18 protein-coding genes are annotated in these 13809 nt (G+C 59.8%); 13 read left to right on the plus strand and 5 right to left on the minus strand.

Annotated features, from left to right (window positions below; genetic code table 11):
- Nucleotides 1–19: 19 nt before the first annotated feature.
- Complete coding sequence (locus M516_RS0106325) at nucleotides 20–877, minus strand: YhcN/YlaJ family sporulation lipoprotein (protein ID WP_238550919.1); 858 nt, start codon at nucleotides 875–877, stop codon at nucleotides 20–22.
- Between the two features lie 114 nt (nucleotides 878–991).
- Here M516_RS0106325 and M516_RS0106330 point away from each other — a divergent pair, with 114 nt between their 5' ends.
- Together M516_RS0106330 and M516_RS0106340 are read left to right on the plus strand one after the other, a co-directional pair.
- Complete coding sequence (locus tag M516_RS0106330) at nucleotides 992–1612, plus strand: YutD family protein (RefSeq protein ID WP_416358647.1); 621 nt, start codon at nucleotides 992–994, stop codon at nucleotides 1610–1612.
- 706 nt (nucleotides 1613–2318) lie between these two features.
- Nucleotides 2319–2951 (plus strand): nitroreductase family protein, encoded by a 633-nt coding sequence (locus tag M516_RS0106340; RefSeq protein WP_029098378.1) that lies wholly within the window; start codon nucleotides 2319–2321, stop codon nucleotides 2949–2951.
- Between the two features lie 200 nt (nucleotides 2952–3151).
- Here M516_RS0106340 and M516_RS0106345 read toward each other — a convergent pair whose 3' ends face one another.
- On the minus strand, nucleotides 3152–3424 hold the full coding sequence (locus M516_RS0106345; protein ID WP_029098379.1) for a DUF3055 domain-containing protein: 273 nt from the start codon (nucleotides 3422–3424) through the stop codon (nucleotides 3152–3154).
- 11 nt (nucleotides 3425–3435) lie between these two features.
- Nucleotides 3436–4410: a class II fructose-bisphosphatase gene (gene glpX / locus M516_RS0106350; RefSeq protein WP_029098380.1), complete on the minus strand. Its 975-nt coding sequence runs from the start codon at nucleotides 4408–4410 to the stop codon at nucleotides 3436–3438.
- Nucleotides 4411–4531: 121 nt separating this feature from the next.
- Here glpX and M516_RS0106355 point away from each other — a divergent pair, with 121 nt between their 5' ends.
- The 4 genes from M516_RS0106355 (at nucleotide 4532) to M516_RS0106370 (ending at nucleotide 6675) form a co-directional block, all read left to right on the plus strand.
- Nucleotides 4532–4639: a hypothetical protein gene (locus M516_RS0106355; protein ID WP_029098381.1), complete on the plus strand. Its 108-nt coding sequence runs from the start codon at nucleotides 4532–4534 to the stop codon at nucleotides 4637–4639.
- 16 nt (nucleotides 4640–4655) lie between these two features.
- Nucleotides 4656–5090, plus strand: coding sequence for a type VII toxin-antitoxin system HepT family RNase toxin (hepT, locus tag M516_RS0106360; RefSeq protein ID WP_029098382.1), 435 nt, complete (start codon nucleotides 4656–4658; stop codon nucleotides 5088–5090).
- 93 nt (nucleotides 5091–5183) lie between these two features.
- Nucleotides 5184–5822, plus strand: a complete 639-nt coding sequence (locus tag M516_RS0106365; RefSeq protein ID WP_029098383.1) for a helix-turn-helix transcriptional regulator — start codon at nucleotides 5184–5186, stop codon at nucleotides 5820–5822.
- Between the two features lie 73 nt (nucleotides 5823–5895).
- Entirely contained in the window at nucleotides 5896–6675 is a 780-nt protein-coding gene (locus tag M516_RS0106370; protein ID WP_029098384.1) for a TIGR01457 family HAD-type hydrolase, read from the plus strand.
- Here M516_RS0106370 and M516_RS0106375 read toward each other — a convergent pair.
- On the minus strand, nucleotides 6643–7128 hold the full coding sequence (locus M516_RS0106375) for a phosphatidylglycerophosphatase A family protein (RefSeq protein WP_044900443.1): 486 nt from the start codon (nucleotides 7126–7128) through the stop codon (nucleotides 6643–6645). The genes M516_RS0106370 and M516_RS0106375 overlap by 33 nt on opposite strands.
- A 230-nt stretch (nucleotides 7129–7358) precedes the next feature.
- Between M516_RS0106375 and M516_RS0106380 the strand changes: the two genes are divergently transcribed.
- Genes M516_RS0106380 through M516_RS0106390 form a run of 3 tightly spaced genes read left to right on the plus strand, consistent with a single transcriptional unit; the run spans nucleotide 7359 to nucleotide 10298 of the window.
- Nucleotides 7359–8444: a hypothetical protein gene (locus M516_RS0106380; RefSeq protein WP_029098386.1), complete on the plus strand. Its 1086-nt coding sequence runs from the start codon at nucleotides 7359–7361 to the stop codon at nucleotides 8442–8444.
- Entirely contained in the window at nucleotides 8401–9360 is a 960-nt protein-coding gene (locus M516_RS0106385) for a 2-hydroxyacid dehydrogenase (protein WP_029098387.1), read from the plus strand. Before M516_RS0106380 ends, M516_RS0106385 begins: the two co-directional genes overlap by 44 nt.
- Entirely contained in the window at nucleotides 9357–10298 is a 942-nt protein-coding gene (locus tag M516_RS0106390) for an alpha/beta hydrolase (RefSeq protein WP_029098388.1), read from the plus strand. The genes M516_RS0106385 and M516_RS0106390 overlap by 4 nt, the downstream gene beginning before the upstream one ends.
- Before the next feature lie 15 nt (nucleotides 10299–10313).
- Here M516_RS0106390 and M516_RS0106395 read toward each other — a convergent pair whose 3' ends face one another.
- A complete protein-coding gene (locus tag M516_RS0106395; RefSeq protein WP_029098389.1) occupies nucleotides 10314–10541 on the minus strand; it encodes a NifU family protein in 228 nt (75 codons plus the stop codon).
- A 190-nt stretch (nucleotides 10542–10731) separates the two neighbouring features.
- On the opposite strand from M516_RS0106395, the gene cysK reads away from it, so the two are divergent.
- From cysK to M516_RS0106415, 4 genes are all read left to right on the plus strand, one after another.
- The gene (gene cysK, locus M516_RS0106400; RefSeq protein WP_029098390.1) at nucleotides 10732–11655 is read left to right on the plus strand and encodes a cysteine synthase A; all 924 of its coding nucleotides are present in this window, start codon (nucleotides 10732–10734) and stop codon (nucleotides 11653–11655) included.
- Between the two features lies 1 nt (nucleotide 11656).
- On the plus strand, nucleotides 11657–12790 hold the full coding sequence (locus M516_RS0106405) for a bifunctional cystathionine gamma-lyase/homocysteine desulfhydrase (RefSeq protein WP_029098391.1): 1134 nt from the start codon (nucleotides 11657–11659) through the stop codon (nucleotides 12788–12790).
- A 32-nt stretch (nucleotides 12791–12822) separates the two neighbouring features.
- A complete protein-coding gene (locus tag M516_RS0106410; RefSeq protein ID WP_029098392.1) occupies nucleotides 12823–13149 on the plus strand; it encodes a YuzD family protein in 327 nt (108 codons plus the stop codon).
- Between the two features lie 241 nt (nucleotides 13150–13390).
- Entirely contained in the window at nucleotides 13391–13732 is a 342-nt protein-coding gene (locus M516_RS0106415; RefSeq protein WP_029098393.1) for a hypothetical protein, read from the plus strand.
- Nucleotides 13733–13809: the final 77 nt, after the last annotated feature.

Here is a 13809-nt window from a genome sequence, read left to right on the forward strand (position 1 = left end):
ACATAGGGGTTTGTTGCCGTTAGCGGGTGGTTGTGGTCATCCTGGAGCCTTTGGTCCTCATTTCTTCGCCGTCCACCAAGCCGCCCATCCGCTTGATCAGGGCATCCACGCTGCGTTCTTCGTCGGCGCGCCCCATCGAGACATTGCTCGCGCGGCTCGCGATCCGGGAGATTTCGGCGATGTCGTTCGCGTTGTCGGTCACATACACCTTGTAGTAGCGCGGCGCAATCGACTGGGCGCCCATGCGCGCCTGTTCCTTGGCCGTGCGGGCGTTGCCGCCCAGCGTGTTGAGGCCGACGAAAATCTCCTCGTCCGTGACGAGAACGGTGGAGCGGTCCACGCCCGGACAGGTAGCGGTCACGTTGCCCACGGCGCGGGCCAGCGCTTCCCGGTCGACAAAGACATTGTTCGCTCCGGCCGTACGGACGTGCTTCCGGTCGATTTGGGCATAGCCCAATCGCGGCATCGTCGTCGCCATCACGCCCGCGCCGTTGCGGGCGCGATAGATGGACGGGGCGCCAATGCCGTCAAGCGGGCGCCGGCCGTCGTCCGTAAAGGCATTGTACGAACGGGCGCCGCTGGTGTACGCGTTGTAGTTGTGGTAGTCGGTGCCGTAGGGAGTGTTTCTCACGCCCAGATCGTAATTGCGCACACCCAAACCGTCAAAGGGACGCGTACCGAGGCCGTCGAAAGGACGCGCGCCGATACCGTCGTAGTTCCGCACGCCGACGCCGTCGAACTGCGTGCGGGGAACGGCCTGTTGAACCGTCGTGCCTTGTTGGCGGTAATTCGGAGCGGCGTTTGGCGTACAAGCGGACGCGACCAAAGCTAGACCTGCGATTACAGGAAACAGCCATGTTTTTTTCAATGGTTCCACCCCCTACAGGTAGGGTGTCCCCCGAGGGGGGGCTGTTTTCGTGGGAATTTTATCTCCCCCTGCGAAAAATGTGATAAGATGGACGTAGTATGCAAGTGTAAGGAGGAAGCGGACTTGATTCGCACGCCAGCCGGTACTTACGAGGTCATGGAGGAAAATCGCGACGGGTGGAACCCGGAAGCGTTCAAGGAACGCTACAGCGACATTCTCGACAAGTACGATTACATCGTGGGGGATTGGGGATACGGCCAGCTTCGCCTGCGCGGGTTTTACGAGAACACCAACCGCAAAGTGCCGTTCGAGCAGCGAATCGCCGCGTTGGATGAATACCTGCACGAGTTTTGCAACTTCGGCTGTCCCTATTTCGTGCTGAAAAAGGTAAAACCGGCCTCGCCTGTCTCGGGTCAGCATGGGCAGGAAACGGATGCCGGAGCCGAGGGGACGGACGCCGACCAGCGCAAGGAATCGGACAGGGACGAACAATCCCTGTATATCGAACGAAAGGAACGCCGCCGTTTCCACCCGCGCCACGGCAGACAGGAACGAACCGAGCGGAACGGCCCGTCCGCAGAGCGCAGCGGCCGCCAGGAGCGGGGAGACAACAAGAGCAAGTTTGCCAAGGGGGAAAAAAGCGGACGCGACGGCGGAAAAGAACGCCGTCAGAATGCGCCGCGAACCAACCGCGAACGGGACAAGATCCCGGCCGGTCCCAACCAACCAAAACGGGAATCGTAAACCAGCCCACTGGCAGTTGACCTGAAAACAGCCCGAATCCGATGGATCGGGCTGTTGTTTTTTGTCGCGGTCCGCACATCAAAACAGGATCAGGAATATCCGGTAAAAGGCATACAGCGCTCCGCCCATGCCGACCAAAAGCAGGATCGCCAGCTCGGGAGACACCCGCGTAAAAACGCGACAAGGCACCGTCCGCTGAGCGCGGATCGATGCCTTGGGTCTTCGACATGCCGTCACGCCGGCGGTACAAAACGGCAGCCTCAATACGGATAGAACGGGTAGAATGGGTAGGGAGCGTAGGGAAACGGTGGATAGTAGGAATAATACGGGTAGAAACCGCCGAACGGGAAGACAAACGGAATGATGACATCAAACCGGGGATGCCTTCTCCGCCGCCGCCAAAACACCGGGGCGGCCAGATCTTCCCTGTGGTGTTGATGGCTACGCGACTCGTACGGAAAATCGCCTGATTGTTCGGAGGGATACGGTTGCATCGCGCGATGTGGCACTCCTCTCGTGTTGTCTGCTTTGTAGTTGCAGTATACGAGACATCTGCCCGGGTGGAGCGTTGTCCGCAGGGAAATGGGCGGGTGTACCGGAAACGAAAACGTTTCTGACCAGGGATATCCTTTCTTTACTTAACTACAAAAAGGTAATATACTAATAAAAAGTAATTAAGTAGGGAAATAAAGGGGAGGGAACCGGGATGAAAGACTTCGTTTCCGTGGTAAAAGAGCGGCGCTCGGCCAACAAATTTGTGCAGGGAATCGAGATTCCCAAAGAAGACTTCGAAGAGATTTTTTCGCTGGTCAAATACGCTCCGTCCGCGTTTAACCTGCAGCACGCCCGGTACGTGGTGGTCACGGATCAGGCGCTCAAGGACAAGGTGTACGAAGCGGCGCACCGGCAGTATAAGGTGAAAACTGCGTCGGCGGCGATCGTGGTGCTGGGGGACACCATGGCGTACGAAGAGGCCGGTCAGATCAACGAGGGGCTGCTCAATCTCGGGGTGTTCAGCAAACAGGAATACGACATGATCGTGGAAAGTACGGTTGCGTTTTACCGGGAGCGGGGCGAGGCGTTCATGCGCGAAGAGGCGATTCGGAATGCCAGCCTGTCCGCCATGCAGTTCATGCTGGCCGCCAAAGCAAAGGGATGGGACACGTGCCCGATGATCGGGTTCGATCCGCAGGCCCTCCGCGATGTCCTGCATATTCCCGAGCGCTATGTGCCCGTGCTCTTGATCGCGATGGGCAGGGAAGACGTTTCCAGCCAACGGCCGCGCGGGTATCGCAAGCCGGTTGGAGAATTCGTGTCGTACAACGGCGTCGGTTTTTAACACGCCGAGCCGTCATCGTGCGGTGAAAAAGGGACGAGCCTTTATGTCAGGCCGTCCCTTATTTGGCGTGAGAAAGGTTCGTTGAATCCCCGGTCGTCTCCGCCCGTATCCATGCAAGCAGCCTGCTTCTATCCGGCAGCAGGCGGGCGGATTCCCTCGCGTTCGAGTTGCCCAAGTGATGCACCGTGTACAGTCCCGGATCAGTAAATCACGGTGTGCAAAAACGAGCGCAGTTCTTCCGCTTCTTTTTCGTTCAGGTTGAAGGCGTACTCCAGGTAGCCTTCCTCTTTCAGATCGTCGTCGCCGATGATGGCGGAGCGGCCGTTCTGGATGTTGATCACCAGTTTTTTGCCGTAAAAGCGGTTGGTTGTCGTTATCGCCAGATCAAAGCGCGTCGCTTCGCCCATAAAGCTGACGAACCGGGTCTTGGTCTCCTCGGTCTCGTCGTACAGGAAAAACAGGTCGTTGGCCATTTCCTTCCCCCTTACTTCCATACGAGATTGGGCTTGTGGGTGAGATTGTGCAGCGCGCGGATAAAACGGATGGTCTTGGTCTGGGCGCGCATCACGATGGAGTGGGTCTCCACCATGTCGTCGCCGAGGTAGCGGACGCCCTGCAGCAGTTCGCCGTCCGAGACGCCGGTGGCGGCGAAGATCGCGTCGTCTCCTTTGACGAGATCGTTCAGGGTCAGCAGCTGCTCCGGATCGGCCAGCCCCATCCGGATGCAGCGCTGCCGTTCCGCGTCGTTTTGCGGCCGGAGCCGGGCCTGCATGTCGCCGCCGAGGCATTTGATCGCCGCCGCGCTGATCACTCCTTCCGGCGCACCGCCTGTGCCGAGAAACAGGTCAATCCCCGTATGCGGCATGCAGGCGGCGATGGCCGCGCCCACGTCGCCGTCGCCAAACAGCTTGACGCGCGCCCCTTTTTCCCGGACCGCATCGATGATTGCCTGATGGCGCTCCCGTTCCTGGATGATCACGGTGACGTCCTGGATGCGCTTGTTGTTCGCTTCCGCCACCACTTCGATCATCTTTTCCACCGGGTCGTCCAGCCCGATCTTGCCGGCGGCCCGCCTGCCCACCGCCATTTTGCTCATGTACATGTCGGGGGCGTGCAGCAGCGTCCCCTTGTCGCCGATGGCCACCACCGACATGGCGTTGTTGTGTCCCTTGGCGACAATCGTGGTGCCTTCCAACGGATCGACGGCCACGTCCACCTCCGGACCGGTCGCGTCCGGATGGCCCAGCCTTTCGCCGATGTAGAGCATCGGCGCCTCGTCCAGCTCTCCTTCGCCGATCACGACCGTTCCGCGCATGTTGATCGTCTCAAACATGGCGCGCATCGCGCTCGTCGCCGCTTCGTCGGCCTCGTTTTTCCTGCCCCGCCCCAACCAGTGGGAAGAGGCCAGCGCCGCCATTTCCGTTACACGCACCACTTCCAGTGCCAGTTCGCGTTCCACAGTTGCGTATCCTCCCCTTGTGCCGCCAAAAACTCACCCCTCATTGTAACACAAATGAGAGGGGGATTCGTGACAGTCCAGACAATTTTGGTATACTGATGGATGAAAAGAGGTGAAGGCGATGAACGATTCCTATCTGCGGCAAGGGGAATTGGTTCTTCTGGTGCTGGTGCTGACGTTTGTCATTACCGTATTCTACGCAAAATGGGCAGCGAAAAAGCGAAAATGATAAAGGAGATCTCTCGATGTACGACGTAAATACGAAAAAGATCGACGAAGTGTTGACTCATCTGTCCCGGATGCTCGACCTGCTGGACAAGCTGGCGGCCCGGGGAGCGGAGGACGTTCTCGCCGACGACGTGGCCGAGGCGGCGATGGAGAGGGCGCTGCATCTGTCCATCGAGGCGGTGATCGACGTAGGCAACGCGCTGATTGACGGCTTTATCATGCGCGATCCCGGCAGCTATTCCGACATCGTGGAAATTTTGCGGGACGAGCGGGTGATCAGCGATGAGCAGGCGCGGGTGCTGACGGACGTGGTGAAGTTCCGCCGTCATCTGGTCAACCAGTATACCCGCGTACCGGCGGCGGAGATGGTGGAGCTGGTGAAAAACAGCCTGCCGACGCTTCGCCAGTTCGAGCCCGCTGTCCGCACGTATCTGCAAAACGAACTGTTTTGACGCGTGAATCGCGGATTTTTTATACAAAACGTTTTCTTTTGTTTACTAAAGAGGCCCGATTCGCTACAATAGAGAGAAAGGGCGGTGATTACGATGGCCAACGAAGGAACTTCCACCCGCGACCAGATCCTCAACATGCTCAAGGTAAAAGGCTCGCTGTCCGTCAGCGACATGGCCGTCGAGCTGGGGATCACGGAGATGGCCGTGCGGCGCCATCTGAATACGCTGGAGCGGGACAATCTGATCAAATCGACGCTGGTACGCCAAGCGATGGGACGCCCGACCAATGTCTACTCGCTGTCGGAGGAGGCAGATGAGCTGTTTCCGCGCAACTACTCTCATCTGACGCTCGACTTTTTGCGCGATTTGGAAGCCATGGACGGAACCGGGAAAGTGGAAATGCTGTTCCGCCGCCGGGAGAACCGGTTGGAAGAAGCATACCGCAAGCAGATACAGCAGGAGGCCCTGGAAGAGCGGGTCGCCAAGCTGGCCGAACTGCAAAACGAGAAGGGCTACATGGTGGAGTGGGAAAAGGACGAAGAGAGCGGCTGCTACCGCATCCGCGAGTACAACTGTCCCATCTCCCAGGTGGCGCGCGAATTCAACCAGGCGTGCAACTGCGAGCTCTCCCTGTTCCGCCGCGTGCTGAAAGCCGACGTGGTGCAGACCTCCTGCATGGCCAAGGGCGGAGACAAATGCGTGTTTGAAATCAAGGAAGCGCGGCAGGCCTAAACGAATGACAACGTGCGTAAATCCACTCGTCGCCGGGTGGATTTTGTTGTGAACGGGGAAAGGATGACGCAGCATGAAGAAGTACAAGGGGTATTTGCTGGATCTGGACGGAACCATTTATCGCGGCAGGGAGGCAATTCCGGGAGCCGCCCGGTTTGTCCGGCATTTGCGCGAACAGGGTATTCCGTACCTGTATCTGACCAACAATGCGTCCGCTTCGCCGGAGCAGGTGGCGGCGCGCTTGACCGGGCTGGGCATCGACGCGAAGCCGGAAGAGGTCTACACCTCCGCAATGGCGACCGCCCAGTTTCTCAGGGAGCAGGCTCCGGCCGGCACGCCGGTGTACGTCATCGGCGAGGAGGGACTGATCGCGCAGTTGACGGCCAGCGGCTTTGTAATGAGCGAGGAGAGCCCCCGGTACGTGGTGGTGGGGATTGACCGTTCGTTCCATTACGACAAATTGACGGCGGCCGCCCGGGCGATCCGGCAGGGGGCCACACTGGTCGCCACCAACGCCGATGCTGCCCTGCCGACGGAACAGGGACTGTTTCCCGGCAACGGTTCGCTGGTGGCGGCCGTCTCCACGGCGTCCGGGGTCAAGCCGGTGGTCGTCGGCAAGCCGGAGCGCATCATCGTTGACTACGCGCTGGCGCGGCTGGGCACGTCCGCCGGGGAGACGCTGATCGTCGGGGACAACCTGGATACCGACATAGCCGCAGGAAACCGTTCGGGTATGGACAGCCTGCTGGTCCTGACCGGTTACTCCACGAGGGAGGACGTGGACACGCACCCCTGCCGGCCTACGCACATCGCATCCGATCTAGCGGACTGGCTGCGAAGAATCGGAGGGTAGGCAGTCTTCCTCCGCCTGCTTCTGGCGGTGGGCGATGCGGCTGGACGCCGCGGCGGCTATGGCCCCGACCAGATCGTCCAGAAACGTGTGGACGCCAAAGCGCTTGTCGTTTAGCTCCCGCAGCTTGCCGTACTTGACCTTGTCCACGTACCCGTAGTTGGTGAACCCGATGCTGCCGTACAGGTTCACGACGGCCAGCGCCAGCACTTCGTCCACTCCGTAGAGCGGTTCATCCGACGCGATGATGTCCTGAAGCGGGGGGAGCAGCTTCTTTTCTTCGGCCAGCATGTCGAGCTGAATGCCGGTGAAAAGGGCGTTCTGCACTTCCCGCTTCTTCAATACGGCCCGTACGCTTTCGCGGCACGTGTCCATGGAGAGGTCGGAAATGTAGTCTTTTTGCAGAAACATGACAATCTCGGCAATGTGGTCGATGTGGACGCCGCGCTGCTCCATCAGCGTGACGACGGCGTCGTAACACGTGTAGCTGTTGAGCGGATTGTTGTGGTTCACCGCTGTCCTCCTCTCGCCACGGCTTTCCTGGGTACCCGCCTGCGGCGATTGCCGGTCAGGCTGGTAGGTGCTGCTGTATGTGCACGTGGGTAGTATCTGCAGCGAGATAGGCACCTATCCCGCCGGCGCTACATACCATGCTCCATGAGAAGGTGTGTGGGGAGGTTGTTCTCATGGAGTACAAAGCCTTGCTGGAAGAAGCATACGGATTTTCCCTGCACGGCTGCCGAACCGCCGGGGCGGGAACCGTGCTGGAGACGGATCAGGGGCTGTTTTACCTGTATACCGCGCCGGCAGGATCCAAATACAAAAGCAGGTTCATCGAGCGGGTGAAAAAACAACTGGCGCAGCAGCAGGAAGTGAACATGCTGTCGCTGGTCAAGACGAAAGAGGGATACCCGCACGTCGTCAGCGACGACCAGATCTACTACCTGTACCGGGGCGTGCGGGAAGGGGTCCCGGACGATCCGGCGTTTGCCGCAGGGCAGGCGCTGGCCCAGTTTCATCAGGCGACCCGTTCGTTCAAGAGCGACAAGCTGTTTTTGCCTTACTCCACGCTCGGCCGTTGGCCCGGCATGTGGCGGAAAAAACTGCGCGAGTACAACGGCTACCGGGAGGACATGGACGAAGCGGACGGCGAGATATTCCCGTTTGACGAGTATCTCCTGACCAGCTACACCTATGTTCACCAGTTGGGGGAGACGGCGGTGCAGTACCTGTACCATGCCGGTTACGACAGCGTGGTGAAGGAAACGGCCCACTGCGGCAAAGTTGCCTACCAAAATTTTGATCAGGGGTATATCTTATGGAATGAAGAGGCCGTTCGCTACGTCTGCGGCGAATGGAACTGGGTGCTCGACATGCGGGCGCGCGATATCGGCCAGTGGATCAAGGCGGAAGTGCGCCGGAACGGCTGGCAGGAAGATGTGGTGACCCGTTTCCTGGACGGGTACAACAGCGTCTGCCCGCTGTTGGAAAGCGAATACGCCGTGGTTTACGGCCTGATGCTGTACCCCGGGCGCTTTCTCAAGCTGGTGGAGACGTACCGCGCATTGCCGTGGGAAGAGCGGCAGGAAGTGGACGTCGCGGCGTGGAAAGAACACTTGGAGGAAGAACTGATAAACATGGAAGAGGCGCTTCGCCGCTATCCGCAGACGATTGCGCAGCGATACGGGGCGCCGGTTCCGCATATTGACTGGTTGTGGAGGCCTGCCGATGACAAAACCGATGGTGTACGTGACGAGGCAAGTGGCGGATGAAGCCATCGCCATGCTGGAGGCGGTGGCGGACGTGGAAGTTTGGGCGGAGGATCGTCCCATCCCCCGAGAGGTATTTCTGCAAAAGGCGGAAGAAGCCAGCGCCCTCTTGACCATGCTGACGGAACGGATTGACGAAGAACTGCTGATGCGGGCGAAACGGCTGCGCATCGTCGCCAACATGGCCGTCGGCTACGACAATATCGACGTGGCGGCGGCCAAACGGCATGGCGTGATCGTGACCAACACGCCGGACGTGCTGACGGAGGCGACCGCCGATTTGGCCTTTGCCCTGCTGATGGCGGCGGGCCGGCGGCTGGTGGAGGCCAACCGCTTTTTGTTGGCCGGCGGGTGGACATCCTGGAACCCTCACCTGATGGTCGGCCAAAACATCTACGGAGCGACGCTCGGCATCGTCGGCATGGGCCGCATCGGACAGGCGGTAGCCCGGCGGGCAGCGGGCTTCGGCATGCGGATTCTCTATTACAACCGCAGCCGTCGGCCGGAAGCGGAGCGAACGACAGGAGCGCAGTACGCGCCGTTTGACGAACTGCTCCGGGAATCGGACTACGTCGTGCTGCTGACGCCGCTGACGGCGGAGACGCGCCATCTGATGGGCGAGCGGGAGTTTTCCCTGATGAAGCCGACCGCCGTGTTCGTCAACGTGTCGCGCGGCGGAACGGTGGACGAAGCGGCGCTCTACCGGGCGCTGGTCGACAAACGAATCTGGGCCGCCGGTCTGGACGTGTTCCAGCAGGAGCCCGTGCCTCTCGACAACCCGCTCTTGTCGCTGCCCAACGTCGTGGCCCTGCCGCACATCGGCAGCGCGACACATCAGACGCGACTGGAAATGGCCCGGCTGGCTGCGGCCAACATCGCTGCCGTGCTGAGCGGAAAGGAGCCTGTAACCCCCGTATGAACTGGATGATTGCGACAGTGGCCGGTCTGGTGCTGGCAGCGGCATGCATGGCGGCCGTGGCGCTGCGCGTGGCCTGGAAATTGACGCACCCGCGCCGCAGACCGGTGGACATGGAGCCGTCCCGCTTCGGCATCGGTCACGTGGAAGCCGTCACCTTTCCCAGCCGGGAGGACGGCATCACCCTGAGCGGCTGGTACATACCGGCGGAAGCCAACGGACACGACGGCAACGGCTGTACGCTGATCTTTGCCCACGGCTACGGGCAAAACCGGCTGGAACCGCATCTGCCCGCCCTGTCGCTGGCCGCACGGATGCTGGCCGCCGGCTACGACGTGCTGATGTTTGACTTTCGCAATGCGGGAGAGTCAACCCCCGCGCTGACGACGATCGGTCTTCGGGAGCAGCAGGACCTGCGGGGCGCGATCGATTACGTGGAACAAAGCCGTCCCGGGCAAAAGATCGGTCTGATCGGGTTTTCCATGGGTGCCGCCACCTCGCTTCTGGTCGGCGGGACAGACGAGCGTGTGCAGGCCGTGGTGGCCGACTCGCCGTTTTATTCGCTGCGCGAGTATTTGGAAGAAAACCTGCCGCAGTGGACAGGCCTGCCGCGGGTGCCGTTCAACTGGTTGATTCTGACGCTCAGCCCGGTCATGCTGCGGGCCAATCCGTCGGAGGTCAGGCCGTACATGGCGGTGAAGCGGGCCGACAAGCCGATCCTGTTCATCCACGGCACCGGCGACGAAACCGTGCCGTGCGGCAACAGCGAACAGCTTCGGGCGCTCTCCGCTCACCCGGATTCCGCGCTCTGGCTGGTGCCGCAGGCGGGCCATGTGCGCAGCTACGCCATGATGCCCGACGAGTACGGAGAGAGGGTGGCCGCTTTTTTCCACAAGACGCTGCTGAAAACGGAAAAGCCCTTGCCGGCCAGAAACCGGTAAGGGCTTTCGCTTGCATTAGAATACTTGCTGTACTTCTTTGATCCCCGGCACTTCTTCCAGCAGCGCGCGCTCGATCCCTGCTTTCAGCGTGATCGTGGAAGAAGGGCAGCTTCCGCAGGCGCCCATCAGGCGCAGTTTGACGACGCCGTCCTCTACATCGACGAGCTGCACGTCGCCGCCGTCGCGCTGCAGGTACGGACGCAGTTTATCGAGTACTTCCTGTACTTGATCGAACATGTCCATGGGAATTTCACTCCTTTCCATCCTCCCTCTATTATAATCTCCCGGAGCCGATAAATCCATGACCGATACGCCCGAAGCGGCACTTTGCCGCGGATCGTGTTCCCGGCTGGCGTGCCGCATGGACTTTTTCGCACGGCCTCATGTTATAATAGAGGGGCGAAAAGGAACAACAAGATAAGGGGTCGGTGTCGTGAACGTATACCGTAACGTGAAGGAATTGATCGGCAACACGCCGATTGTCGAGCTGACACAGTTTGATGTGCCGGAAGGCGTTCGACTGTTTGCAAAACTGGAGTTTTTCAACCCGGGCGGCAGCGTCAAGGACCGCTTGGGACTGGAGCTGATCCGCGCCGCCGAAGAGAGCGGGCAGTTGAAGCCGGGCGGAACGATTATCGAGCCGACGGCGGGGAACACGGGAATCGGCCTGGCGCTGGCCGCGATCGGAACCGGCTATCGCGTGATCTTCTGCGTGCCGGCCAAGTTTTCCGAAGAAAAGCAGGAACTGATGCGCGCACTGGGAGCGGAAGTGGTGAACACGCCGACCGAGCTGGGCATGAAAGGGGCGATCGCCAAGGCGCAGGAACTGGCGGCGTCCATTCCCGGCGCGTACGTACCCCAGCAGTTTGCCAATCCGGCCAACCCGGCGGCTCATTACAAAACGACAGGACCGGAAATCTGGAAGCAGATGGAGGGCAACGTGGACGTGTTTGTGGCGGGGGCCGGTTCCGGCGGCACCTTCATGGGGGTAGCCCGCTACCTGAAAGAACAGAAGCCGTCCATTAAAACCGTAATTGTCGAACCGGAGGGCTCCATTCTGAACGGCGGCGAACCCGGTCCGCACAAGACGGAAGGAATCGGGATGGAGTTTTTGCCGCCGTTTATGGACACGAGCTACTTTGACGCCATCCACACCATCCTGGATGTGGACGCCTTTGAGATGGTCAGACAGTTGGCCGCCAAAGAGGGACTGCTGGTGGGCAGTTCGGCGGGCGCGGCGATGGCGGCGGCACTGCGGGAAGCGCGGGCAGCAAAGCCGGGGACCAACATCGTCACCTTGTTTGCCGACAGCAGCGAGCGTTATTTGAGCAAAAAAATCTACCAAGGAGGAGTATAAGATGCGGATCAAAACACGCCTGATCCACGGAGGGATTGAGGGAGATCCCCATACGGGAGCCGTATCCGTTCCGATTTATCAAGTCAGCACATACAAGCAGGAAGCAGTCGGCAAGCACAAGGGCTATGAATACTCCCGCACGGGCAACCCGACCCGCCACGCGCTGGAAACCTACATCGCCGAGCTGGAGGGCGGGGCGCGCGGCCTGGCGTTCGGCTCCGGTATGGCGGCACTGTCCACGGTTCTCTCCCTGTTCTCCAAAGGAGACCATCTCGTGGTGGGCGACGACGTGTACGGCGGCACGTACCGTGTGATTACCCGCGTCTTTTCCCGCCTGGGACTGGATGCCACCTACGTGGACACGAGCAATCCGGCTGCGGTGGAAGCGGCCATTCGCCCGGAAACCAAGGCGATCATCATGGAAACACCGACCAACCCGCTGTTAAAAGTAAGCGACATTGCCGCCCTGTCCGCGATCGCCAAAGCGAAAGGGATCATGCTGATGGTGGACAACACGTTCATGACCCCGTACTGGCAAAATCCGCTTGAACTGGGCGCCGACATCGTCTACCACAGCGCGACCAAGTACCTGGGCGGACACAGCGACGTGGTGGCCGGCCTGGTCGTGGCCAAAGACGCCAAGGTGGGCGAAGAGCTGCACTTCCTGCAAAACGCGATCGGCGGCATCCTCGGGCCGCAGGATTCCTGGCTGCTGCTGCGCGGGATGAAGACGCTGGGCGTACGCATGGAAGAGCACGAGCAAAACGCGCGGATACTGGCCAACTGGCTGGCGGAGCGGAACGACATCAAACGCGTCATCTACCCCGGCCTGCCCAGCCACCCCAACCACGAGCTGGCGAAAAAACAGGCGCGCGGCTTCGGCGGCATGATCTCCTTTGACGTCGGCAGCGCCGAACGGGCCGATGAAGTGCTGGCCAAGGTGAAGTACTTTACGCTGGCGGAATCGCTGGGTGCGGTGGAAAGCCTGATCAGCGTCCCGGCCCGCATGACCCACGCCTCCATTCCGGCCGAGCGGCGGGCGGAATTGGGCATCACGGACGGATTGATCCGCATCTCGGTAGGGATTGAAGATGTGCAGGATCTGATTGACGACCTGGAACAAGCCCTTTCCTGAGAGACAGGAAAGAGGAGCAGGGGGCGGAGCAGATGAGCGTGGAAATCAAGGTCTACGGCACCGAGCAGTTGTGCGCGAGCTGCGTCAACCTGCCGTCGGCCAGGGAGACGGCCGACTGGCTGCAGGCGGCAGTCTCCCGCAAATTCGGAAACGACAGCGTCCGCATCGTGTACAAGGACTTTCAGCAGCCCGAGACAGAAGATGACAAAAGCTGGGCCAAACGCATTGTGGAAGAAGATTTGTGGTATCCGCTTGTCGTAATTTCCGGGGAAATTGTCGGCGAGGGAAATCCGAAACTGAAAGATATATACGCCAAGCTGGAAGAGCTGGGGGTAACCCCGCTCGACGCGGCGAAATAGGAGCGAGCGGGAGCAATCCCGCTCGTTTTCGTTTGTATGCAGGGTGACGCACGGAAGAAGCAAGATTTTGGCATAATCCTTGTCGCCACCTATTGCAGGTGTCTGCTTCATTCGTAGAGTAACAGGATTATTATCTTAATTTTCAAAACTATCTAACTTTCCCCCGGGAAGAGAGTTCTACGTGTCCCACCCGATTCATATACATCCAGAGGAAAAACTGGAATCGAGGAGGGCGCCCTGCATGGAACAGCAGTTGGCTCGCTATTACGAGCTGAAAGAAACACAAAAGAAAATCGAGGAAGAGCTGAACGACCTGAGGCAGAAACTGTTGGCAGAATATGGGGATAGCGGAGGTGCCGAGGCAGGGGCGTACAAGCTGACCATCCACTATCAGGAGCGGCGGGAGTACTACGATGAGCGGGTTTACAATGCCCTGCCCGATCCATCGCTGTGGCGGCTGATGTCCCGGGCGGACGCCGGAAAAATCGCCAGTCTGCTCAAGCTGAACGTGATTCACGACGGCATCCTGGAGGGAACATACGAACGAAAACACATTCCCGTCCTGCGCGTGCAAAAGCGATAGCCGCATTTGAGGGAAAAGCCTTTCGGTGAGAATCCGAAAGGCTTTTTTTATGTATGCTCGCATTTCCAACTGTAAAG

This window comes from Brevibacillus thermoruber 423 (genome assembly GCF_000454065.1).
Lineage (GTDB): Bacteria > Bacillota > Bacilli > Brevibacillales > Brevibacillaceae > Brevibacillus > Brevibacillus thermoruber.